Origin of the sequence: Amycolatopsis sp. 2-15, from assembly GCF_030285625.1 — a bacterium.
In the GTDB taxonomy this organism is placed as follows: domain Bacteria; phylum Actinomycetota; class Actinomycetes; order Mycobacteriales; family Pseudonocardiaceae; genus Amycolatopsis; species Amycolatopsis carbonis.
In genome coordinates, this window is the sequence record NZ_CP127294.1 from 5,596,994 (window position 1) to 5,618,979 (window position 21,986).

Here is a 21,986-nt window from a genome sequence, read left to right on the forward strand (position 1 = left end):
CGAAGCGGTGGCCCCGTAACGCGGTCCGCCCGCGGAGCCACCGAAGTGACCCCGCGGGCGGGTACCGGGCATCGAGCGCTCAGGCGCGGGACAGCACCGTCTTCAGCGCGGCCAGCAGCGCCGTCGTCGCTTCGGGTTCCGTGGCGCCGGTCGACTGGCGCCAGGCCACGTAGCCGTCCGGGCGGACCAGCAGCGCGCCGGCTTCGTCGATCTCGCTCGCGCGGGTCCAGTCGCCGTAGGAGTCGCGGGCGCCCTCGGCTCCCACGGTCACCACGCGCAGGTCGAGGCCGAGCTCAGCGGCCGCCTTTTCGGCGGCCATGCGCCAGGACTCGCCCGACAGGCCGGTGACAACGCTCCAGCGGCCGGCGCCCACGAGGTCCAAAGTGGACACCCGGCGCCCGTGCGAACCGACGAGCCACACGTGCGGGATCTTCGCGCCCGGTGTGGTCGTGGCCTGGTGGAACAGCTCCGGGTCCCGGCCGGACACCGGAGCTGTGCCGCTCGAGCCGTCCGGGATCACCGCGGTCGACGCGTAACGCTGGTCCAGCTCCACGCCGTGGGCGTTGAACTCGTAGTGCTTGAGCTCGATGGCCTTCTCCAGCTGGCGGCGCTTGCGGGCCCCGTCCTCGGTCGGCGCCTCGCACGCGGCCAGGCCGGCGGCGATGGCGTCGGCGTCGGTGTCGCCGGTGATGCCGAGCGTTTCGAAGATCGGGCCGAACTGGTCGCGTGACAGGTTCGCGCGGTCCACGATCTGCTTGCCCACCGGCGCGCGCTCGGCCGAGTAGGTCTCCAGCAGGTCCTCGCCCGCCTCGCCGCGTACCACCATCGCGAGCTTCCACGCGAGGTTGTACGAGTCCTGGATCGACGTGTTCGAGCCGAGGCCGTTGGACGGCGGGTGCCGGTGCACGGCGTCGCCCGCGCAGAACACGCGGCCGCTGGAGTACTGCGTGGCGTAGCTGTGGTTGACCGTCCACAGTGAAGTCGAGGTGATCTCGACTTCCAGCTCCGGGTCGCCGATGAGGTCGCGCACGATCCGCGTCGCCTCTTCCGCGTCGACCTCGGGCGGCGCCTGCGCGATGTCGTAACCCCACACGAGCAGCCACTTGTTCCACGGCCGCACCATGCGGACCAGGCCCATGCCGATGCCGCCAAGGTGGGCGCCGGGCCGCATGACCCAGTAGAGCACGCTCGGGCGGTGCGCCACGTACTTGCCGAGGTCGGCGGTGAACGTGATGTTCATGCTGCCGGCCTTGCCCGTCTCGCCGGCGATCGGCAGCCCGGCCTGCTCGGCGACGCGGCTGCGCGCACCGTCGGCTCCGACGAGGTAGCGCGCCCGCAGCGTGAACTCGTCGCCGCGGACGCGGTCGAGGAAGCGGGCCGTGACGCCGTCGGCGTCCTGGGTGAAGTCGAGGAACTCCGTGTCCAGGCGCAGTTTCGCGCCGCGCTCGGCGGCGTTGGTCGCGAGGATCGGCTCCAGGTAGGTCTGGGGCAGGTCGATCATGTGGCACGGGCTCGCGGCGCCGTACTCGGTTGCGGAGCGGTCGCCGGTGCCCCAGCTCGCGATGCGTCCGATCTCGTTGCCGGCCAGCGACGTGCACAGCACGGTGTCGCCCATCAGCTCCGGCGGCGTGCCCTGCGTCAGGGCCTGTTCCTCGATGCCGAGATCGCGCAGGACCTCCATGGCGCGCTGGTTGGTGATGTGGGCGCGCGGGGTGTTCGCCGTCCAGCCGTACTTGGTGGCCAGCACCGTGCGCACGCCGTAGGTGGCGAGCAGCAGGGCCGCGGTTCCCCCGGCCGGCCCGCTGCCGACCACGATGACATCGGTGTCGTATTCGCTCATGGTGGGAGTCCTCGTCAGTGCGCGGGGGCGGGGGAGATGCGGAACGTGAAGTCGAGGCGGCGCCAGCCGTTCGCGGGCTCGCGGCCGTCGGGCGCGGCACCGGACTGCTCGGCGAAGTCGACGATCAGCCCGTCCTTGACGCCGAACACCGTGTCGGAGTCGAGGTAGTCGCCGCCCTGGACGAACAGCTGCGTCACCAGCGTGCGGAAGCCGGGCTTGGCAATCATGAAGTGCACGTGCGGTGCGCGGAACGGGTGGCGCCCGACCGAGTCGAGCATCTGCCCGACGGGACCGTCGGCCGGGATCGGGTAGGCCGAGGGCACGATGGTCCAGAACCTCAGCCGGCCCTCGGCGTCGGTGCGGAAGCGGGCGCGCAGCACCGGGCCGTCGACGTCGGGCAGCTGGACGTCGTAGAAACCGTCCTCATTGGACTGCCAGACGTCCACGACGGCGTCGGCGACGGGAGAGCCGTCGGTGTCGGTGACACTGACGTCCGTCCACAGGGGAGTGCCGGGCAGGCCTTCGGCGAGGTCGGCGCCCTGCGCGGTCTCGGGCGGGCCCTGCACGTAGAACGGGCCGAGCACGGCCGACGGGGTGGTGTCGGGGGTGCGCGAGTTGGTGAGCACGTCGACGACGCTGGACACACCGAGCGTGTCCGAGAGCAGGATGAACTCCTGCCGCTTGTCGTCGGTGATGTGCCCGGCACGGGTGAGGAACCCGATCGCGTACTCCCACTCCTCCTGTGTGAGGTCGGTGCGCAGCACGTAGGCGTGCAGGGTGCGGACCAGGTCCTGCAGCAGCTCGCGCAGGCGCGAGTCCGGGGCGGTCGCGAAGCTCTCCACGACTTCGGTCGTCAGGCCGCGCACGTCCGGCTTGCTTCCTTCGGCCGGGGCGGGGCGAGTGCCCGCGTGAGCCTGGCGCAGCAAGTCCTCGATGCCCTCGCGGGTTACCTCGCGCGGGTTCGGGTAGGGCTTGGCGGTGGCGATCTCGGCGGCCTTCGCGATGTCGTCCTCGGTGAACCCGAGCTCGCCCAGCGAATGCGGCACCGGCAGGCTCGCGATGAGGTCGTACACACCGGTCGCGGCGTCGGGTGCGCCCAGCGCTTCGGCGATGCGGCGCATGGCGTCGGGGGCGCCGGTGGTGTTGTAGGCCATCGCGTAGGGCAGGACGACGGTGTGGGTTTCGGAGTGGGGCAGGTTGAAGCTGCCGCCGAGGGTGTGGCAGAGCTTGTGGTGCAGGGCCATGCCGACCGAGCCGAGGCAGGTGCCGGCGAGCCAGGCGGCGCGCAGGGCTTCGCTGCGGGCGTCCACATCGGAGGGGTCGGTGGCGATGCGGGGGAGGGCGGTGGCGAGCAGGCGGATCGCTTCGAGGGCGAATTGGTCGACGACGGGGTTGGCGTCGGGTGAGTAGAGGGCTTCGACGGCGTGGGCCATGGCGTTGATGCCGCTGGTGAGGGATACCTGCACCGGCAGTTTCAGGGTGAGGTCCACGTCGTAGACGACGACCTCGGGCTGCACCTTGGGTGTGGTCTGGGTGGACTTGCGTCCGCCGGCGGTCTCGCCGAGGACCGGCGTCATCTCGGAGCCGGCGTAGGTCGTGGGCACGATGATCTGCGGCAGGTCCGTGCGCAACGCGATCGCCTTGGCCAGGCCGGTCGTCGAGCCGCCGCCGATGGCGAGGACGCAGTCGACGTCGTTCTCGGTCACGACCTTGAGCGCGCGCTCGGTCACGTCCACGGGGGTGTGCATCGCGGCCTCGTCGAAGCGGGCGGCGAGCAGCGGGCCGAGCGAGCCGGCGACGCGGTCCGCAGGCCCGGCCAGCGGCGGGCTGCCCAGCAGCAGGACGCGGGTGGCACCGAGGCGGCGCACCTCGTCGGGCAGCGACGCGAGGGTGCCGCTGCCGAAGACGACCCGGGCCGGGTTCGCGGTGTAGCTGAACATCGTTGGTCCTTCCACGCGGGTGCTTCGAGTATCCGGATGTCGCCGCCCGGTTTCCTGCACGAACCTGTCGTGCCGGCAGCACGAAACGCGCGCGCGATTATCCCTCGCGCCGCAGGGCGGCCGGAGTGGTGCCGAGCTGCGTGCGCAGCACCCGCGTCAGGTGCTCCTGGTGCGAGAAGCCGCAGCCGGCCGCGATGTCGGCGATCGGGTCGCTGGACGTGCGCAGCAACAGCCGGGCCTGCTCGACGCGCAGCTTCAGCAGGTACTGGTGCGGGGGCAGGCCGGTGCGGGCCTTGAAGCGGCGGGCGAACCGGCTCACGCTCAGCCCGGTCACCGCCGCGAGCTCGGGCAGACCCAGCGGTTCGGCGAGCCGCTCGGCCATTAGGTCGCGCACGCGGTCGAACTGCCGGTCCGACAGCGCGGCGGGCGCCGCCGGGACCGGTTCGGCGGCGGTGCGCCCGGCCCGGTGGCGGCGGGCGAGGTGGGTGGCCACGAGGGCGCACAGCTGGTCGGCGTACGTGCGGGCGCTCGGCTCCCAGTCGCGGACCACACCGTCGAGCGAGAGCAGGAGCTGCTCCAGCAGCGGGTCGACGGTGCCGAGCTCCTCCGAGAGCCGGATCGGCGTGTCGGTGCCCGCGGCCTCCTGCACGGCGGAGTCGGCGACGTAGACGTGCAGCGTGTCGAGCTCCCCGCCCAGCTCCACGGACAGGTCCGCGTGCGAGGGCTGCAGGAACAGGCCACCGGCCGGCACCCGCCGGCTCTGCTCTCCCGGCGTGCCGACCCGGCGGCGGACCGTCACGGGCCCGGCGAGGTGCAGGATGAGCTGGTGCGTCGGCGCGGCGCCGAACAGGCCGCGGTGGGGCCGTTCGTGCTGCTTCGACAGGTAAAGGTGCTCCCAGCCGAGACCGGCGCTGGTGCGTTCGGGCCGGATCCACGGCAGCGCGAGGATGCCGTTGGTGTCGGCGGCCGAAAGCTCACCCACCCGCGTCCTCCTCGTCGCGCTGCCGGGAACACCACGAGTGTAGGCGCTGGGGCGGTTCCCCCGACGCGTGAAGGCCCGCCGGGCAGGTCGGCGAGTCTTCACGGCAAGCGGGGACGGCTCAGAGCGGGTTGAACTGCCCGAGCGGCGCCGTGCAGAACGGTCCGCCCACGAACTCGGCGGCCGCACCCGTCGGGGCGGGCTTGTCGGCGAGCTGGTCGGCGTAGACCTCGGCGTTGTCGAGGGACTTGTAGCCCAGCGCTTCGGCCTCGGTGAGCGAGTAGACGCGCCGGGTGTTGTCCGAGACGCCCCAGACCAGCCGGTAGCCGGGCGAGGGTGCGTTCAGGCAGGCCTCGAACAGGCGCGCGCCGTCGTCGGGGGAGAGCCAGGTGGTCAGGCCGCGCGGGCCGAGTGGCAGTGGCGTCTCGAAGCACGAGCCGATGCGGATCACGATCACGTCCATGGCGAACCGCGACGCGTACAGGCTGCCCAGCGACTCGATGGCTGCCTTGCTCACGCCGTAGTAGGTGTCCGGGCGCGGGCTCGAGTCCGCGGGCAGGCCGGCGGCACCGGCGTCGGCGTTGCGGCGGAAGCCCACGGCGTGGTTGCTCGACGCGAGGATCACGCGTTTGATCCCGGCTTCGCGGGCGGCTTCGAGCACGGTGTGGGTGCCGTTGATGTTGACGTCGAGCGTGGCTTCCCACGTGTTCTCGCGGCTGTGGCCGCCGAGGTGGATCAGGGCGTCGGCACCGGCGCAGGCCGCCGCCATCGCCTCGCGGTCGGTGACCGAGCCGGTCACGATCTCGACGGCCTCGCCGGCCTCGGCCGGGGCCTGCTCGGCCAGGTCGAGCAGCCGCAGCACCCGGCCGGGCTTGCGCAGCCGCGGGCGCATCAGGGTGCCGACGATGCCTGCCGATCCGGTGATCAGCACGCGCTGGTCTGCCATGGGGTTCCTCTCGAAACGCTTCGCAACAGGGGAATGGCGGCGGTCAGCGGATGCCGGCCCGGCGCAGCTGCTGCCCGAGCTCGGCGGTCGTCTCGGCCAGGAGCTCGCCGACGCGCTGGACGTCGGCGTCGGTGACCTGGCCGACCGGCATCGAGCAGCTCATCGCGTCGGTGCCGGGGATGCGGTAGGGGATCACGGCGGCGACGCAGCGGACGCCGAGCGTGCCTTCCTCGATCTCGGCGGCGTAACCGACCTCGCGGGTGCGCGCGAGGTCGGCGTGCAGCTGCTCGCGAGTGGTGATGGTGTGCGGGGTGAGCGGCGGGAGCTTCGCCGGCATCAGCTCTTCGATCTCGTCGTGCGTCAGCTCGGCGAGCAGCGCCTTGCCCAGCGCCGTGGCGTGGGTGGGCAGCGTGCGGCCGACGCGCGAGACGAGGTGCGTCGAGTGCTGCGACTCGCGGGTCTCGAGGTACACGACTTCGGTGCCGTTGCGGCGCGCGAAGTGCGCGGTGAACCCGGTCTTCTCGCGGATACGCTCCAGCGCTTCGGTGGCGAACGGGACGATCGCGTCGCGGTCGAGGTAGGCGGTGCCGCAGATCAGGGCGCGCACGCCGAGGCGGTAGCGCGCGGTGTTCGCGTCGGCTTCGAGCCAGCCGGCTTCCAGCAGCGTGCGCAGCAGGCCGTGGAGGCTGGAACGCGGGAAGCCGGTGCGCGCGTGCAGGTCGGACAGCGACAGCCAGACGTCGTTGGCCGCGAACGTCTCGATGAGGTCGATGGCGCGCCGCGCGGACTTCACGCCCGCGTTCTCCGCGGCGGGCGTCGCGATCCGCTCCGCGGTGACCGGCTTCTGCGCCATGTGCGTCCTCCAACCGGGCCGTTGACTTGTGACTCCGGCCATATTAGCGTCCCGAACAGCATTCTTATGGATGAACATAATCAGCATAACAGACTCCATTCAAGAATGTGAACACTGGGATGGTGTCGAGCGCGGAGGCAGCGCCGAGACGATGCCGGTGGGATCGTCGAACCCGTGGCCGGGCACGCCACCCGGACGCCCCGACGAGGACGGAAAGAGCAGAAACTGATGGCACAGCCCAAGATCGAGCTGGACGGCCTGCTGGCGTTCCCGCTGACGCCGTTCACCGAGGACCTCGAGGTGAACCTCGACGGGTTCGCGGAGAACGTGGAGAGCCACGTGGCCGCCGGCGCGGGGGCGTTGTTCGTCGCGTGCGGCACGGGTGAGTTCTCCTCGCTGTCGCCCGACGAGGTCGCGGCGCTGCTGGCGCGGGCGCGCGAAGTCGTGGCCGGGCGCGTGCCGGTGTGGATCGGGGCCGGTGGCGGCGCGGCGGCCGCGCGCGCGGGCGTGGCCGCGGCTCAGGCCGGCGGCGCCGACGGCGTGCTGCTGCTGCCGCCGTACCTCGTCACGGGTCCGCAGCCGGGGCTGGTCGATTTCGTGCGGTTCGCCGTGGGCGACACGTCGGTGCCCGTGATCGTGTACCACCGCAGCACCGGGGTGTTCACGGCTCCGTCGGCCGCGCGGCTGCTCGACATCCCGTCGATCGTCGGGCTCAAGGACGGGTACGGCGACGCGGAGGTGATGACCCGCATCGTCACCATGATCCGGTCACTGGGCACGCGGCGATCCGAGGATTTCCTGTTCTTCAACGGGTTGCCGACGGCGGAGGTCTCCGCGAAGGCGTACGCGGCGATCGGCGTGGCCCGGTATTCCTCGGCGGTGCACTGTTTCGCGCCGGAGATCGCGCACCGGTTCCACCGCGCGCTGGCCGAGGGCGACACCGGGGTGATGGACACGTTGCTGGCCGGGTTCTACCTGCCGCTGGTGGCGTTGCGCGACGAGACGCCCGGGTTCGCGGTGTCGCTGGTCAAGGCGGCCGCCCGGTTGCGGGGCGACGAGGTCGGCCCGGTCCGGCCGCCGCTGGTGGAGCCGACGACCGAGCAGATCGACCGGCTCGGCGGGATCGTGGAGCGCGGGTTCGAGGTGCTCAAGGAGATCGAGGGCCGATGAAGATCCGGGATGTGGTGCTCACGCCCGTCGCGTTCGCGGATCCGCCGCTGCTGAACGTGATGGGGGTGCACGAGCCGTTCGCGTTGCGCAGTGTCGTGCAGGTGGTGTGCGACGACGGTGTCGTCGGCCTGGGCGAGTCCTACGGTGACGCGGCGTTTCTGGGTGAGGTACGCAAGGTCGTGCCGGAGCTGGCCGGGCACGACGTGTTCGATCTGCCGGGGTTGAAGCGGATCGTGACGCGGGTGCTGGCCGGGACGGTGCTGACGGACGAGCACGGGTTGATCGGCGGGTTCTCGATCCGCAAGACGATCGCGTCGGTGTACTCGTTGTTCGAAGTCGCGTGCCTGGACGCGCAGGGTCAGGTGCTGGGGCGTCCGGTGGTCGATCTGCTGGGTGGCAAGGCCCGCGACGCCGTGGATTTCTCCGCGTACCTGTTCTACAAGTACGGCGCGCACATCGGGGCCGAGGCGGATTCCTGGGGTGAGGTGATCACGCCGGACGCGCTCGTGGGCGAGGCCCGGCGGATGGTCGAGCAGTACGGGTTCCGCTCGATCAAGCTCAAGGGCGGCGTGTTCGAGCCCGAGCAGGAGATCGAGGGCATCCGGGCGCTCGCGGAGGCGTTTCCCGGGCATCCGTTGCGGATCGACCCGAACGCCGCGTGGACCGTCGACACGAGCATCCGCGTCGCCGCCGAGCTGGACGGTGTGCTGGAGTACCTCGAAGACCCGACGCCGGGCATCGAGGGCATGGCCCGGGTCGCGGCCGAGGCGAGCATGCCACTGGCGACCAACATGTGCGTGGTCAACTTCGGCGACATCGAGCCCGCGTTCCGTGCTCGCGCGATCGGCGTGCTGCTGTCGGATCACCACTTCTGGGGCGGGATGCGCGACACCCAGGCGCTGTCGGTCCTGTGCGAGACCTTCGGGGTCGGGCTCTCGATGCACTCCAACAGTCACCTCGGCATCAGCCTGGCCGCGATGGTCCACGTGGCCGCCGCGACGCCGCACCTGACGTACGCGTGTGACACGCACTGGCCGTGGAAGACCACGGACGTGATCGTGCCCGGGGTGCTGGAGTTCGTCGAGGGTGCGGTGGCGGTGCCGGACAAACCGGGGCTGGGCGTCGAGCTCGACCAGGACGCGCTGGCCCGCGCGCACGAGGACTACGTCCGTTGTGGACTGACGAAACGGGACGACGTGACCTACATGCGCTCCTACGTACCGGACTTCGCACCCAACACGGCTCGGTGGTGACTCCGTGAAGGTGACCGGATACGCCTACTCCTGGGACGTCCTCGGCGATCCCGGCTTCGTGGAGCGCGCGCAGGACCTGGAAGTGGACGAGGTCGCCGTGGCGCTGACCTACCACAGCGCCCGGGCCGCGACGCCGTACTCCGCCGAGCGCACCTCGGTGATCGCGCGCACGGCGGCGAGCTACCGGCCCGTGCGCGAAGAAGCGTGGCAGGGCCGGGAACTGCGTCCGTCCACTCCGGACTGGGTTGCGCAGCCCGACAGCGGCGGCGACGCCGTGCGCCTGCTCAACGCCGCCGGGATTCCCGCAGCCGCGTGGCTCGTGCTCACGCACAACTCGCAGCTGGGCACGGCTTTCCCGCAGTACACCGTGCAGAACTGCTTCGGCGAGTCCTACCCGTGGGCGCTGTGCCCGGCTCAGCCCGCCGTGCGCGAGTACGCGGCGACCCTGACGGCCGAGGCCGTGGCGGGGCTGGAGCTCTCGTCGGTGATCCTCGAGGCGTGCGGCCCGCTCGGCGCGGTGCACCAGCACCAGCACGAGAAGACCGACGGCGTGTGGGCGCCCGCCGTGGCGCGGCTGCTGTCGATATGCTGCTGCGACGCGTGCGCCGAAGGCCGGCCCGGTCTCGACGCCGCCGAGGTGCGCGAGACGCTGCGCGCGGAGGTCCGCCGGCTGCTCGGCACGGCCGACCTCACCGTTACCGAGGACCGGCTGCCGGCCGCGCTCAAGGACGCCGTGCTCGCCGGGCGTCAGCACGCCACCGACGCGTTGCGCGCCGCGGTGCTCGCCGAGCTGGAACCGGGCACACGGATCGTGCTGCACGGCGCGCTCGACCCGTGGGTCACCGGCGCGCTGCCGGGCCTCACGCCGACCGCGGCCGGCGACGCGGCCGTGGTCGTGCTGCAGAACTGGGCGCCGGGCCAGGGCAGCGTCGACGCCGTGGCCGCGGCCCGCCGGGCGCTGCCCGAGGACGTGGCGGTGGGCAGCTACCTCACCGCCGTCGCCGCGAGCCCCGTGCCCGACATGGAGGCGTACGTGAGCGAGCTCGGCAAGGCCGGCGCGGCCGAGCTGCACCTCTACCATCTGGGCTTGGCGGGTCCCGGCCGGTGGCCGGACCTGCACGCGGCCACGGCGGCCGCACGCAGCCTGCCCTGAACCGTGCCTGAACCTGAGCGATCCACCGAGGAGACACGTTCCACCATGAGCCGAGAAACCTCCGCACCGGAGCTCGAGCGCACCCTCGCCGCCGCGGCCGCGGCCGCCCGCCCGTTCGCGGCGAGCACGCCCGCCGAGCGCGCGGGCTGGCTCGAAGCCGCCGCCGCCGCTCTTGACGCCGAGGCCGAGGAGCTGATCGCCCTCGCCCACACCGAGACCCACCTGCCGGCCGCGCCGCGCCTGAAGGGCGAGCTGGCGCGCACCACGTTCCAGCTGCGCCTGTTCGGCCAGGTCCTGCGCGACGGCGCGTTCCTGGGGGCCACCGTCGACCACGCCGACGCCGAGTGGCCCATGGGCCCGCGCCCCGACATCCGCCGCGTGCTGGTGCCGATCGGCCCCACGCTGGTGTTCGCGGCCAGTAACTTCCCGTTCGCGTTCAGCGTCGCGGGTGGCGACACCGCGTCCGCGCTGGCCGCGGGCTGCCCGGTGGTCCTCAAGGCGCACCCGGGCCACGAGGGGCTGTCCACCCGCACGGGCGAGATCGTCGTCGGGGCGCTCGCCGCCGCCGGCGCGCCCGCGGGTGTGTTCGCCGTGATCCACGGGTTCGAGCAGGGCGTGACCGCGCTCAAGGATCCGCGCATCCAGGCCGCGTCGTTCACCGGCTCCGTGCCGGGCGGGCGCGCGCTGTTCGACATCGCCGTCTCGCGGCCCACGCCGATCCCGTTCTACGGCGAGCTCGGCAGCGTCAACCCCGTCGTCGTGACGCCGGGCGCGGTCGCCCAGCGCGGTGAGGCCGTGGCGAAGGCGTACGCGGGGTCGTTCAGCCTCGGCGCCGGGCAGTTCTGCACGAAGCCGGGCCTGCTGTTCCTGCCCGAAGGCCATGGTCTCGACGACGTGCTGCGTGAGGCCGTCGGCGCCGTCACGGGCCAGCCGATGCTCAACGAGCGCATCGCGCAGGGCTTCGCGCACAAGCTGTCCGAGCTGCGCCAGGCGCCGGGCGTTACCACGGTCGTCGACGGCACGCACCAGGGCGAGTCGTTCACCCCGAGCCTGCTCTCGACCACGGCCAAGGAGTTCCTGGCCGGCGGCGAAGCGGTGCGGGAGGAGCACTTCGGCCCCGCGTCGCTGATCGTCACCTACAGCGACGCCGACGAGCTCATCGGCGTGCTCGACACGCTGGAGCCGGGCCTGACCGCCACGGTGCAGGGCGAGGCCGACGAGGCCGACTACGTCCGCCCGCTGCTGCCTTCGCTGACCCGCCTCGCCGGGCGGCTGCTGTGGAACGACTGGCCCACCGGCGTCACGGTGAGCTGGGCGCAGCAGCACGGCGGCCCGTACCCGGCAACCACCGCGCCCACCACCACGTCGGTCGGCACCGCCGCCATCGAGCGGTTCCTGCGCCCGGTCGCGTGGCAGGGCTTCCCCGACGAGCTGCTGCCCGAGCCGCTGCAGGAGGGCAACCCGTGGCAGCTGCCGCGGCGCACGGACGGAGCCCGCTGACCTCTTCTCCGCCGAGTGACCACAACTGAATTCTCCTTTTCGGTCCCCGAAATCCCGCAAGCCAAGGACGTCTTGATCCTGGGAGGCATTGTCATGCCCGTAAACCGGAGAACTGCCCTGCGCGGCGGCGCCGTCGCGGCCGCCTCGGTGGCCCTGGCCGCCGCCGCGCACCCGGCTCTCGCATCGGACACAGTCGCGGCGGGTTCCGCGCCCGCGGTGCCCGCCTCGAAGGTCGCGGCCACCGACCCGCTGAAGGCCATCGTGGTGGGCTACCGCGAGCTGCAGACCGGGATCAACCGGCCGTCGGCCGAGCGCACGGCCGCGCTGAAGAACCTCGGCCGCGTCGCGAAGTCCTACAACGACACGATGACCGTCACCGGCGGTCCACTGTGGACTGACCTGCCGCTCGGGCCGGGCAGCGACTACACCACGTCGATGTACGCGCGGCTGCGGGCGATCGCGGTCGACTGGGGCACGCCGGGCGGCACGCTCTCTGGTGATCCGCAGGTGCTCGACCGCATCAAGAAGGCGCTCGAATTGATCTACGCCAGCCAGTACAACCCGCAGGTCGGTGAGATCGGCAACTGGTACACCTACGAGATCGGCGTGCCGTACTACGTGCTGCACACGCTCGTCACGGTCGCCGACGAGCTGACGGCCGACGAGCTCGCGCGCTACGTCAGCCCGATCAAGCGGTTCGTGGGCAACCCCAACGTGCGGGCCAACAGCCCGAGCACCGTCGAGACCGGCGCCAACCGGGCCGACAAGGCCCTGATCTCCATCGTCTCCGGCGCCCTCGTCGGTGACACCGCATGGGTCAAGACGGGCATCGACGCGCTCACCGACGTCGCCGGCGGCGGTGCGGCGAGCCTCGTGGCCAAGCTGGACAAGGCCGGCAGCGACGGCTTCCACGTGGACGGCTCGTTCATCCAGCACGACACCATCCCGTACCCCGGGCACTACGGCATCGTGCTGCTGACCGCGCTCTCCGGCGCGATCCACGTGACCGAGGGCACCGAGTACGCGCTGCCCGAGGAGCTCAAGCAGAAGATCTACGCGCTGGTGCCCGACACGTTCGCCCCGTTCGTCTACGCGGGTGCGCTGATGGAGCCGGTGCGCGGGCGGATGCTCTCGCGCCAGGGCGAGACCGGCCACGACATCGGCCACCAGCTCACCGTCGCCACGCTCGTGCTGGCGCGCGCGGCCACCGGTGCGGCCAAGGCCGAGCTGTCGGGCCTCGCGGCGAAGTGGATCTCCGAAGGCACGTACGCGCCGTTCCTGGAGATCCCGGACCCGGAGCGGTTCGCGCCGGGCCCGGACCTCGTGGCGACGCCGGGCATCGAGTTCGCGCAGGAGATGCTCGCGACCCACGTGCGGCCGACGCCGATCACGGCCACGCACCGGATTTTCGGCCAGCAGGACCGGATGCTGCACGTGACCGAAGGCTGGTCGAGCTCGCTCGCCGTGGGGTCCACGCGGATCTCGCGCTACGAGTCGATCAACGGCATGAACCAGCACGGCTGGTACGTCGGCGACGGCGTGGTGTACCTCTTCCTGCCCAACGCCAAGGGGCACTACTCCGACGCCTACTGGCCGACCGTCGACCCGATGCTGTTGCCGGGGGCCACCACGAAAACCGGGCCGACCGGTGCGCTGCAATCCACGCCGATGTCGACGAAGGCCCACGTCGGCGGTGTTCGCTGGGACGCGCGTCACGGCGCGTACGCCATGGACTTCGTGTCGCTCGACGGCACGCTCACCGCGAAGAAGTCGTGGTTCTTCACGCCGGCGGGCGTCGTGTGCCTCGGTGCGGGGATCACCGACACGTCGGGACAGCAGGTGCGGACCACGATCGAAAACCGCAACCTGGGGGAGAACGGCCGGGGCACCCTGCTGGCCGACGCGCGGCTCGTGTCGTCCGCGCTGGGCCGGGTGACGTCGCTGCGCAACCCGCATTGGCTGCACCTCGACGGTGCCGCCGGGAACGTCGCCGGCTACGTGCTGCTCGACAAGGCCGACGTGACCGCGCTGCGCGAGGACCGCACCGGCGCGTGGCGCGACATCGACACCGGCGCGAACACCAAGGGCACGACCGATCCGTACACACGGCGTTACCAGAAGCTCGTGATCGAGCACGGAGTGAAGCCGACGGACGCGAAGTACGCGTACGCGGTTTTGCCCGCGGCTTCGGTGGTGAGCACCGTCGCTTCGGTGCTCGCGTGGCGAGTGCGGGCGAACACAGCCGCAGTTCAGGCGATTCGGCTGTGGGACAACACACTCCTCGCAAACTTCTACAGGGCGGATACTGTGGATGAGGTGACTGTCTCAGGTCCGGCTTCGGTGGCCCTGGGACGCAGCGGCTCGGGCTGGCAGCTCGCCGTCTCGGATCCGACGCAGTCGCAGGACAGCGTCCGGGTGACGGTGCGGCGCCAGAGCGTGGAGGTCCCGCTGAAGGGCACCTTCGGCGCGACACAGGTGGTCCACCTGCCGCGCTGACCCCAGGTTTCCCTGCCGGGCCGGTGATTCCCCGCCCGGCCCGGCAGGGCCCCACTTCCGAATCTCGTTCTGCCCGGACCCGGCCGGCGGAGCATTCCGACGGTACGATCTCGGGAGCACGCTCGAGCCGGGGAGAGTGATCACGATCGCCACGCACGTCGACGTCCTCGTGGTAGGTGCGGGGTTGTCCGGGATCGGGGCGGCGTGCCGCTTCCAGCTGCGGACCCCCGGCAAGACCTACGCGATCCTGGAGGCCCGCGACTCGATCGGCGGGACCTGGGACCTCTTCCGCTACCCGGGCATCCGGTCCGACTCGGACATGTTCACGCTCGGTTACCCGTTCCGGCCGTGGAAGGACCCGAAGGCGATCGCCGACGGTCCCTCGATCCTCAGCTACATCCGCGCCACGGCCGAGGCCTACGGCGTCGACCGCCACATCCGGTTCGGGCACCGCGTGGTGTCCGCTTCGTGGTCCTCGGCCGACGCCCGCTGGACGGTCGAGGCCGAGCACGACGGCGAGCCGGCCACGTTCACCTGCTCGTTCCTCTACCTGTGCAGCGGCTACTACAGCTACGACAGCGGCCATGTCGTCGACTTCCCGGGCCGAGAGGACTTCGCCGGCGAGATCGTGCACCCGCAGCACTGGCCCGCGGACCTGGACTACGCGGGCAAGAACGTGGTGGTGATCGGCAGCGGCGCCACCGCCGTGACGCTGGTGCCGGCGATGGCGCCCGAAGCGGCTTCGGTGACCATGCTGCAGCGCTCGCCGAGCTACGTCGTCGCCCGCCCCGGTGCCGACGCGCTCGCCGACCGCCTGCGGGCCGTGCTGCCGGAGAACCTCGCGCACCGGCTGGTGCGGGGCAAGAACGTGGTGATGGGCACGCTGTTCTTCCAGCTCATGCGCCGCCTGCCCGAGCGCGCGGCCGCGGTGCTGCGCGACGGCGTGGCAAAGCAGCTGCCGCCGTCCATCCCCGTCGACCCGCACTTCGTGCCCGACTACAACCCATGGGACCAGCGGCTGTGCCTGGTGCCCGACGCCGACCTGTTCCGCGCGCTGCGCAGCGGCAAGGCCGACGTCGTCACCGACCACATCACCCGCTTCACCCCGGACGGCATTCGGCTCGAGTCCGGCCGCGAGCTGCCCGCCGACGTCATCGTCACCGCGACCGGCCTGCGGATGGTCGCGTTCGGGCAGGTCGCGTTGACCGTCGACGGTCGCGAAATCAACCCGGGCGAGCAGCTCGTCTACAAGGGCATGATGTTCGGCGGCATCCCCAATCTCGCGTGGTGCGTGGGCTACACCAACAACTCGTGGACGCTGCGCGCCGACCTGGCCTCGCAGTACGTCTGCCGGCTGATCTCGCACATGGACCGCCACGGCTACGTCGCCTGCGCCCCGGATCCGGGCCGCGCCCCGACCACGGGCCTGCGCCCGGTCGTCGACCTGATGTCGGGCTACATCAAACGCGCCACCTCGGCCCTGCCGAAACAGGGCGGCCGCCGCCCGTGGGTGATGCGCCAGAACTACCTGCTGGACCTGGCCGACATGCGTCTCAACCGGCTCGACGACGGCGTGATGGCCTTCCGCCGGGCCGACGAACGCATCCCGGCGCCGGCCTGAGCGCACGGTTGAGCCGAAAAAAGGGCGCCACCCACCTTAGGTGGATGGCGCCCGACGCTGTGCAGCTCAGCCCTGGCGAGCCTTGTTCCGCGGGTTGTCGCGGTTGATCACGAGGATCTTGCCGTGCCTGCGGATGACCTGCGCCCCCTGCTGGCGAGCCAGCGACCTGACCGACGCGCGAACCTTCATGGTTACCCGTCCTCTCTTCGAAGTCTCGTTCTGTCTTCTTCAACCAGATGACCGGTCGGTTTAATCCCCGGTCGCAGTGGCGGCGCTCACCCACCGGCCGAGGTCCTCGCGGCGCAGGGCCGCGGCCATCAGCTCGGGGAACAGGTCCGGGGTGCACGCGAAGGCCGGCACACCGAGCTCGGCCAGCGCGGCGGCGTTCTCGTGGTCGTAGAACGGCGCGCCGGAGTCCGACAGCGCCAGCAGGGTCACGACCTGCACGCCCGAGCCCACCAGCTCGCCGACGCGGCGCAGCAGCTCGTCGCGCACGCCGCCCTCGTAGAGGTCGCTGATGAGCACCAGCAGCGTCTGCTCGGGGCGTTCGACCAGGCCCTGGCAGTAGGTGATGGCGCGGTTGATGTCGGTGCCGCCGCCGAGCTGAGTGCCGAAGAGGAGCTCGACGGGGTCGTCGAGGTGCTCGGTGAGGTCCACCACCGCCGTGTCGAACGCGACGAACTTCGTGCTCAGCGCCCGAATGGACGCGAGCACGGCACCGAACAGGCCCGAGTACACCACCGACTCGGCCATCGACCCCGACTGGTCCACGGCCAGGATCACCTCTCGCTGCACGCTGAGCTGACGCCGGCCGAAGCCGACCAGCCGCTCGGGCACGATGGTCTTCAGCTCGGGGGAGTAGTGCTTCAGGTTCGTGCGCACGGTGCGGGCCCAGTCGATGTCCGCGGCGCGCGGGCGCTGCGTGCGGGCGGCCCGGTCGAGCGCGCCGCGGATCGCCGCGCGCGTGGGCTCGGCCAGCCGCTCCTCGAGCTCGGCCACGACGGTGCGCACGACCGAGCGCGCCGTCTCCTTCGTCTCCTCGGGCAGCACGCCGTTGAGCGACAGCAGCGTGCCGACCAGGTGCACGTCGGGCTCGACCGCGCTGAGCAGCTCCGGCTCCATGAGCATGCGGGTGAGCCCGAGCCGGTCGACGGCGTCGCGCTGCATCACCTGCACGACCGAACCCGGGAAGTACCGCCGGATGTCGCCGAGCCAGCGGGCGACGCGTGGTGCCGACGAGCTCAGGGTCGCGCCGCGGCGGTCGCCTGAGCGGACGGGCTCGTCGCGCCGGTCGTAGAGGGCCGCGAGCACGGCGTCGAGACCACTGTCCTCTTCGGACAGTGAGCGGCCGGTGCCGTCCTCGCCGCCGCCGAGCACGAGGCGCCAGCGGCGCAGGCGGTCGGGGTCCGGGGTGGTCATGACGCCGCTCCGAGAAGGGTCGCGAGCACGGGCAGGGCACTGCGGGCGCGGATCTCGTCCAGCTCGTCGGCGGCGAGGCGAGCCGTGGGGGCGCCGCCGGAGAGGGTGGCGGCGCGCTCGCCGATGGCGCGTTTCTCCGGGCCCGCGAAGGCGCCGAAAGTGCGGCGCAGCAAGGGCAGCACCTCGGTGAACACGTCGGACGGGATGGTGCCCAGCCAGGTGTCGACGACCCGCAGCATGTGCTCGTCGTGGACCAGCAGGAGCGCGCCGCCGGCGAAGAAGCCCTCGACGTAGGCCGCACCCGCGGCCGGCTCGACACCAGGGGTGAGCGCGCGGCCGAGGCGCAGCTCGACCTCCGCGCTGTCGAACAGGTCGGCGTCGTGCAACAGCCGCACGATGCGGCCGGCCAGCAGCGGCGGCAGGGAGTCGCGGCCGGCGAGCTTGCCCAGGGCGGCGAGCCAGCGTTCGCGTGCCGCGTCGCCGAGGAGGGTGGTGGCTTCGTGGACGTTGTCGACCAGGTCGCAGAACTTCCTGGCCGCGTCGTCGTCGATGCCGTGGACCGCCGGCGGCAGTCCGGCGCACACGCGGGTGAGCAGGCGGTCCGCGACTTCCCGCAGCTGCGCGGTGTCGGTGCCGCGGACATCGCCGTAGCGGGTGGAGCGGGCCAGCGGGGGCAGCGAGGTCATCAGGTCGGCGACGTCGGTGTCGGCCGCGGCGCGGACGTCGAGTGCGGTGAGCACCTCCGGCAGCGCGTCGCCGAGGCCGCCGAGCAGGCAGCCCTCGACGGCCGTGGTGATGTCGGCGAGCGGCGGCTTGCCGGCCATCGCTTCGCGCACGCGGTTGGACGCCGCCGAGGCGACCGTGGTGCCGTGCACGGCGGCCGCGACGAGGTCGACCTCGAAGCCCGGCTCCCAGCACAGCGTCCAGGTCTCGCGGAAGGTGCCCTTGCTGCGCGTCGCCGAGATTTCCGGGCTGCCCCAAGGGATCTCGAGCAGGCGCAGCCGGTGCAGCAGCCGCGAGCGGTCGAGCCCGCCAGGCGTGCGCAGGTCGAGGTCGAGCTCGCGCGCGGTCGGCTCGCGCTTGAGTCGCAGCCGGCGCGCGGTCGCGATGAGGTCGGCGGCGAGCGGGGCCTGCGGCACGGACTCCGGGACTTCGCCGAGGCGCTCGCCGACCACGAGCTTGCGCGTGACGAGGTCGGCCTGCACGTCATCACCCGAGCACAGCACCGAGCGCGTGGCGGCGTCGACTTCCGACAGCCCCGCCGAGGACCGGCCGCGCAGCGCCGCCAGTGTCTCGGCCAGCCGCACCGCCTCGATCACGTGCGCCGTCGAGACCGGCAGGTCCTCCTTGCGCAGCACCCCGGCCACAGCGGTGAGCCAGCGGGCGGTGACTTCGTCCGCCGTGGTGAACAGGTGGTGGTACCAGCCGGGCGAGCGCACGCCCGCGCCGTAGCCGCTCGCCGTGGCGAGCCGGCCGTGGGTCCACGGCACCCACGTGCACACGACCTTGCGCTTCGGTAGTCCTTTGAGGACGGTCTGGTCGTGGCTCGCCGGCGGCAGCGGATCGGCCAGCGCCGGCACGTGCCACGCGCCGCACACCACGGCGATGCGTTCGAAGCCTTCCTTGCGCGTCTTGCGCAGCACGCCGCGCATGTACGCCTCGCGGCGCTGCTCGTGGATGTCCGCCGGGCGGTCGTCCTCGCGCAGCGCGGTCATCGCCTCCGCGATCACCTCGAACGGCGACTCCCCGCCGCGCCGCGATTCCACGACGTCGTCCCACCACCGCTCGGGATCGTCGTACCCGCCCGCGGCCGCCAGCTCCGCCAGCGGGTCGGTGCGCGGCATCCGGTCCTCGTCGCCGAGCGCGAACTGGTGCGCGGCCGGCAGGTCGCAGAACCGCACCGGCACCCCGGCTTCCGCGGCGTAGCGCAGGGCCTGCCACTCGGGGCTGAACACCGCGAACGGCCAGAACGCCGCGCGCGACACGTCGTCGGCCGCGTACGCGAGCACCGCGACGGGCGGCCGCATGTCCTCGTCGGTCGCCAGGTCCACGAGCTGGTCGGCTTCGGGCGGGCCCTCGATGAGCACCACGTCGGGCTCCAGCTCGGCGAGCCTCGCGGCCACCGCCCGCGCCGAACCCGGCCCGTGGTGCCGGATCCCGAGCAGGTGCGTGGTCATCCGCTGATCTCCTGCCCCGCGCGGTAGAAGTCGGCCCAGCCGTCGCGTTCGCGGACCACGGTCTCGAGGTACTCGATCCAGATCGCGCGGTCGGCGACCGGGTCCTTCACCACCGCGCCGTGGATGCCGGCCGCGACGTCCTGCGCCCGCAGCACGCCGTCGCCGAAGTGCGCGGCGAGCGCGAGCCCGCCGGTGAGCACGCTGATCGCCTCGGCCGTCGACAGGGTGCCCGACGGGGTCTTGACCGCCGTGCGCCCGTCTTCGGTGCGCCCGGCGCGCAGCTCGCGGAACACGGTGACGACGCGGCGGATCTCGGTCAGCTCGGCCGCTTCGGCCGGCAGCGCGAGCGAGGCGCCCAGCTGCGCGACCCGGCGGCTGACGATCTCCACCTCGGCCTCGGCGGTGTCCGGCAGCGGCAGCACCACCGTGTTGAACCGGCGGCGCAACGCGCTCGACAGCTCGTTCACGCCCTTGTCGCGGTTGTTGGCGGTGGCCACGAGCGTGAATCCCGGGCGGGCCTGCACCTCGGTGCCGAGCTCGGGCACGGGCAGGGTTTTCTCCGACAGGACGGTGATCAGCGAGTCCTGTACGTCGGCCGGGATGCGGGTGAGCTCTTCGAGCCGCGCGACCTTGCCGTCTCGCATCGCGCGCAGGATGGGGCTTTCCACGAGCGCCTGCTCGCTCGGGCCCTCGGCGATCAGGCGCGCGTAGTTCCAGCCGTAGCGGATCTGCTCTTCGGCCGTGCCCGCCGTGCCCTGGACGAGCAGCGTGGAGTCGCCGCTGACGGCGGCCGCGAGGTGCTCCGACACCCAGGTCTTGGCGGTGCCGGGCACACCGAGCAGCAGCAGCGCGCGGTCGGTGGCGAGCGTGGCGACGGCGACCTCGATCAGCCGGCGCGGGCCGACGTACTTCGGGCTGATCTCGGTGCCGTCGGGCAGCGTGCCGCCCAGCAGGTACGTGACCACGGCCCACGGCGACAGCAGCCACGAAGGCGGCTTCGCGCGGTCGTCGGCCGCGGCCAGCGCGGCCAGTTCACCGGCGTACTCCTGTTCGGCGTGGGGCCGGAGGACTGCGGACGTCATGAGAGCTCCTCGTGCATTTCGCGGCGGAAAGTCAGGGTTTCGGCCACGGCGCGGTGCCATGAAGCGGCTGCGCCGGGCCACGGGGCGGCCTCGCCGGGCTGGGGGAGCGTCGCCAGGCGGTGGCGCAGGCAGCCGGACGGCACGGCCTTGGCGATGAGCGTGGCAGCGTGGGCCACGAGCCGGTGGTCCTGCTGCGCGGCGACCCAGTCGAGCAGCACCCGGCCCAGCTCCTCGGGCCACGGTTGCGGCAGGTCGAGGATCAGCCGCGTGAGCGCTTCGACCTTCAGGCCGCGCGCCAGCTTCGCGACGGTGGCGGCCTGCTTCTCCGGCGCCAGCACGCCGACGAGCGCCGCCGTGGCCCGGCCGCCGGGTTCGGCTTCGACGAGCGCCTGCGCCCAGGCCTCGTCGCGCTGCCGGATCGCGGCCGTGGCCCAGCTTTCGCGGACCACGGCGAGCGGGCAGCCCTCCACGAGCATGCCCACGAGGTCGCCCGGCGTGCCGAACTCCGCCCAGAACTCCAGGGGAGCGGCGGCGATGATCGCCCGCAGCCGCGCGGTGTCCTGCCCGGGCCCGTGGGGCACGCGGACGCCGTCGCGCACCAGTGTTTCGTCCGGCCCCGGCAGCGTGACCTGCAGGACGTCGGCCCGCAGCGACCGGCTGCGCACGGTGACGCACTCCCGCAGCCGCGCCGCCATCCGGTCACCGAGCCCGGTGCCGGGCAGCCCGCCGAGCAGCCGGACGGCCGTGTCGCGCACCGCCGCCGCGCGGTCGGCCAGCGCCGCGTCTAGGAACGGCTCGTCGTCCTGGGTGAGGTGGCGGCCCAGCAACGTGAGGAACATCGCGCGCAGGTCGGCGGGCTCGGTGCGCCACGTCGCCGTGAGCGCCGCGCGCGCCGCGGCGGGATCCTGCGCGAGCGCCCGCTCGAACCAAGCCTGGCGCCGCGCGGGAGTGCCGAACTGCCACGCGTCGTCGCTGTCGTCCTCGACCTCGGCGACCAGGAACGCCCAGTCGGGGTTGCGCTCGCCCAGCCACGCCCCGACCGGACCCGCCACCTCCGCGAGCGGCGCCCGCAACGACACCCGCGCCCGCGCCGCGTCCGCCAGCGCCGGCAGCAGCTCCGGCCCCACCCGGAATCCTCGCCCGGCTGCCGTGCGCAGCCACTCTTCGAGGAGCTCGGGCCGGTTCGCGTGCAGCAACCGCGCCAGCCGCTCCCGCGCGAGCGGCGGGACGAACCTCCGGTCGTCGGGCTTGGCCGGCTCTTCCCGTCGCGCGTTGGCCACGGGGAGCCGGCCCGCACGGCGGTAATTGGTGAGCAGCGCCGCGGTGACGAGAACGGCGTCGGCCTGGTCTTCCGCTTTGCCCACGATCTCCCGCACCTCGGCCGGCAGCCCGCCCACGTCGACACCCCGGCGGCGCGTGCCCAGCAACGCGGTGCCGACGAGGTCTTCCCACGCCTTCATCGGCGCACCACCGCCTCGGCCTTCCCGCCGGCGCCGGTGGCGACGTTCTGGCGAATCCTTGGCGCGGTCGACGTGCTCGAAGGGCCGGTCGCCGGTG

Annotated in this window: 16 protein-coding genes; 6 read left to right on the forward strand and 10 right to left on the reverse strand. The window is 72.3% G+C overall.

Features of this window, described 5'->3' with window-relative positions:
• Positions 1-79: 79 nt before the first annotated feature.
• From QRX50_RS27770 to QRX50_RS27790, 5 genes are all read right to left on the reverse strand, one after another.
• Positions 80-1,840, reverse strand: a complete 1,761-nt coding sequence (locus QRX50_RS27770) for an FAD-dependent oxidoreductase (RefSeq protein WP_285966092.1) — start codon at positions 1,838-1,840, stop codon at positions 80-82.
• A 14-nt stretch (positions 1,841-1,854) separates the two neighbouring features.
• Positions 1,855-3,780: a maleylacetate reductase and hydroxyquinol 1,2-dioxygenase domain-containing protein gene (locus tag QRX50_RS27775; RefSeq protein ID WP_285966093.1), complete on the reverse strand. Its 1,926-nt coding sequence runs from the start codon at positions 3,778-3,780 to the stop codon at positions 1,855-1,857.
• Between the two features lie 97 nt (positions 3,781-3,877).
• The gene (locus QRX50_RS27780) at positions 3,878-4,762 is read right to left on the reverse strand and encodes a helix-turn-helix domain-containing protein (protein ID WP_285966094.1); all 885 of its coding nucleotides are present in this window, start codon (positions 4,760-4,762) and stop codon (positions 3,878-3,880) included.
• Positions 4,763-4,880: 118 nt separating this feature from the next.
• Entirely contained in the window at positions 4,881-5,705 is an 825-nt protein-coding gene (locus QRX50_RS27785) for an NAD-dependent epimerase/dehydratase family protein (RefSeq protein ID WP_285966095.1), read from the reverse strand.
• A 43-nt stretch (positions 5,706-5,748) separates the two neighbouring features.
• Positions 5,749-6,558 carry an IclR family transcriptional regulator gene (locus QRX50_RS27790; protein WP_285966096.1) on the reverse strand — a complete coding sequence of 270 codons (810 nt, stop codon included), beginning with the start codon at positions 6,556-6,558 and terminating at the stop codon, positions 5,749-5,751.
• A 228-nt stretch (positions 6,559-6,786) separates the two neighbouring features.
• Here QRX50_RS27790 and QRX50_RS27795 point away from each other — a divergent pair, with 228 nt between their 5' ends.
• The 6 genes from QRX50_RS27795 (at position 6,787) to QRX50_RS27820 (ending at position 15,751) form a co-directional block, all read left to right on the forward strand.
• The gene (locus QRX50_RS27795) at positions 6,787-7,728 is read left to right on the forward strand and encodes a 5-dehydro-4-deoxyglucarate dehydratase (RefSeq protein WP_285966097.1); all 942 of its coding nucleotides are present in this window, start codon (positions 6,787-6,789) and stop codon (positions 7,726-7,728) included.
• Positions 7,725-8,981, forward strand: coding sequence for a glucarate dehydratase family protein (locus tag QRX50_RS27800; RefSeq protein WP_285966098.1), 1,257 nt, complete (start codon positions 7,725-7,727; stop codon positions 8,979-8,981). The genes QRX50_RS27795 and QRX50_RS27800 overlap by 4 nt, the downstream gene beginning before the upstream one ends.
• Positions 8,982-8,985: 4 nt before the next feature.
• Positions 8,986-10,134 carry a hypothetical protein gene (locus tag QRX50_RS27805; protein WP_285966099.1) on the forward strand — a complete coding sequence of 383 codons (1,149 nt, stop codon included), beginning with the start codon at positions 8,986-8,988 and terminating at the stop codon, positions 10,132-10,134.
• 45 nt (positions 10,135-10,179) lie between these two features.
• Entirely contained in the window at positions 10,180-11,634 is a 1,455-nt protein-coding gene (locus tag QRX50_RS27810; protein WP_285966100.1) for an aldehyde dehydrogenase (NADP(+)), read from the forward strand.
• A 93-nt stretch (positions 11,635-11,727) separates the two neighbouring features.
• Positions 11,728-14,130: a polysaccharide lyase 8 family protein gene (locus tag QRX50_RS27815; RefSeq protein ID WP_285966101.1), complete on the forward strand. Its 2,403-nt coding sequence runs from the start codon at positions 11,728-11,730 to the stop codon at positions 14,128-14,130.
• Positions 14,131-14,275: 145 nt separating this feature from the next.
• Positions 14,276-15,751, forward strand: a complete 1,476-nt coding sequence (locus QRX50_RS27820; RefSeq protein ID WP_285974582.1) for a flavin-containing monooxygenase — start codon at positions 14,276-14,278, stop codon at positions 15,749-15,751.
• Positions 15,752-15,817: 66 nt separating this feature from the next.
• Here QRX50_RS27820 and rpmJ read toward each other — a convergent pair whose 3' ends face one another.
• Genes rpmJ through QRX50_RS27845 form a run of 5 tightly spaced genes read right to left on the reverse strand, consistent with a single transcriptional unit; the run spans position 15,818 to position 21,889 of the window.
• A complete protein-coding gene (gene rpmJ, locus QRX50_RS27825; protein ID WP_220241881.1) occupies positions 15,818-15,940 on the reverse strand; it encodes a 50S ribosomal protein L36 in 123 nt (40 codons plus the stop codon).
• A 60-nt stretch (positions 15,941-16,000) separates the two neighbouring features.
• Positions 16,001-17,170: a VWA domain-containing protein gene (locus QRX50_RS27830; protein ID WP_285966102.1), complete on the reverse strand. Its 1,170-nt coding sequence runs from the start codon at positions 17,168-17,170 to the stop codon at positions 16,001-16,003.
• On the reverse strand, positions 17,167-19,347 hold the full coding sequence (locus tag QRX50_RS27835; protein WP_285966103.1) for a DUF5682 family protein: 2,181 nt from the start codon (positions 19,345-19,347) through the stop codon (positions 17,167-17,169). Before QRX50_RS27835 ends, QRX50_RS27830 begins: the two co-directional genes overlap by 4 nt.
• Positions 19,344-20,429 (reverse strand): ATP-binding protein, encoded by a 1,086-nt coding sequence (locus tag QRX50_RS27840; protein WP_285966104.1) that lies wholly within the window; start codon positions 20,427-20,429, stop codon positions 19,344-19,346. Before QRX50_RS27840 ends, QRX50_RS27835 begins: the two co-directional genes overlap by 4 nt.
• Entirely contained in the window at positions 20,426-21,889 is a 1,464-nt protein-coding gene (locus tag QRX50_RS27845; protein WP_285966105.1) for a DUF5691 domain-containing protein, read from the reverse strand. The genes QRX50_RS27840 and QRX50_RS27845 overlap by 4 nt, the downstream gene beginning before the upstream one ends.
• Positions 21,890-21,986: the final 97 nt, after the last annotated feature.

What these genes read in the sequence shown, in the direction of transcription:
- QRX50_RS27770 (WP_285966092.1), bottom strand. Translation starts at nt 1,840, where the DNA reads ATGAGCGAATACGACACCGATGTCATCGTGGTCGGCAGCGGGCCGGCC.
- QRX50_RS27775 (WP_285966093.1), bottom strand. Translation starts at nt 3,780, where the DNA reads ATGTTCAGCTACACCGCGAACCCGGCCCGGGTCGTCTTCGGCAGCGGC.
- QRX50_RS27785 (WP_285966095.1), bottom strand. Translation starts at nt 5,705, where the DNA reads ATGGCAGACCAGCGCGTGCTGATCACCGGATCGGCAGGCATCGTCGGC.
- QRX50_RS27790 (WP_285966096.1), bottom strand. Translation starts at nt 6,558, where the DNA reads ATGGCGCAGAAGCCGGTCACCGCGGAGCGGATCGCGACGCCCGCCGCG.
- QRX50_RS27795 (WP_285966097.1), top strand. Translation starts at nt 6,787, where the DNA reads ATGGCACAGCCCAAGATCGAGCTGGACGGCCTGCTGGCGTTCCCGCTG.
- QRX50_RS27800 (WP_285966098.1), top strand. Translation starts at nt 7,725, where the DNA reads ATGAAGATCCGGGATGTGGTGCTCACGCCCGTCGCGTTCGCGGATCCG.
- QRX50_RS27810 (WP_285966100.1), top strand. Translation starts at nt 10,180, where the DNA reads ATGAGCCGAGAAACCTCCGCACCGGAGCTCGAGCGCACCCTCGCCGCC.
- QRX50_RS27815 (WP_285966101.1), top strand. Translation starts at nt 11,728, where the DNA reads ATGCCCGTAAACCGGAGAACTGCCCTGCGCGGCGGCGCCGTCGCGGCC.
- rpmJ (WP_220241881.1), bottom strand. Translation starts at nt 15,940, where the DNA reads ATGAAGGTTCGCGCGTCGGTCAGGTCGCTGGCTCGCCAGCAGGGGGCG.
- QRX50_RS27830 (WP_285966102.1), bottom strand. Translation starts at nt 17,170, where the DNA reads ATGACCACCCCGGACCCCGACCGCCTGCGCCGCTGGCGCCTCGTGCTC.
- QRX50_RS27835 (WP_285966103.1), bottom strand. Translation starts at nt 19,347, where the DNA reads ATGACCACGCACCTGCTCGGGATCCGGCACCACGGGCCGGGTTCGGCG.
- QRX50_RS27840 (WP_285966104.1), bottom strand. Translation starts at nt 20,429, where the DNA reads ATGACGTCCGCAGTCCTCCGGCCCCACGCCGAACAGGAGTACGCCGGT.
- QRX50_RS27845 (WP_285966105.1), bottom strand. Translation starts at nt 21,889, where the DNA reads ATGAAGGCGTGGGAAGACCTCGTCGGCACCGCGTTGCTGGGCACGCGC.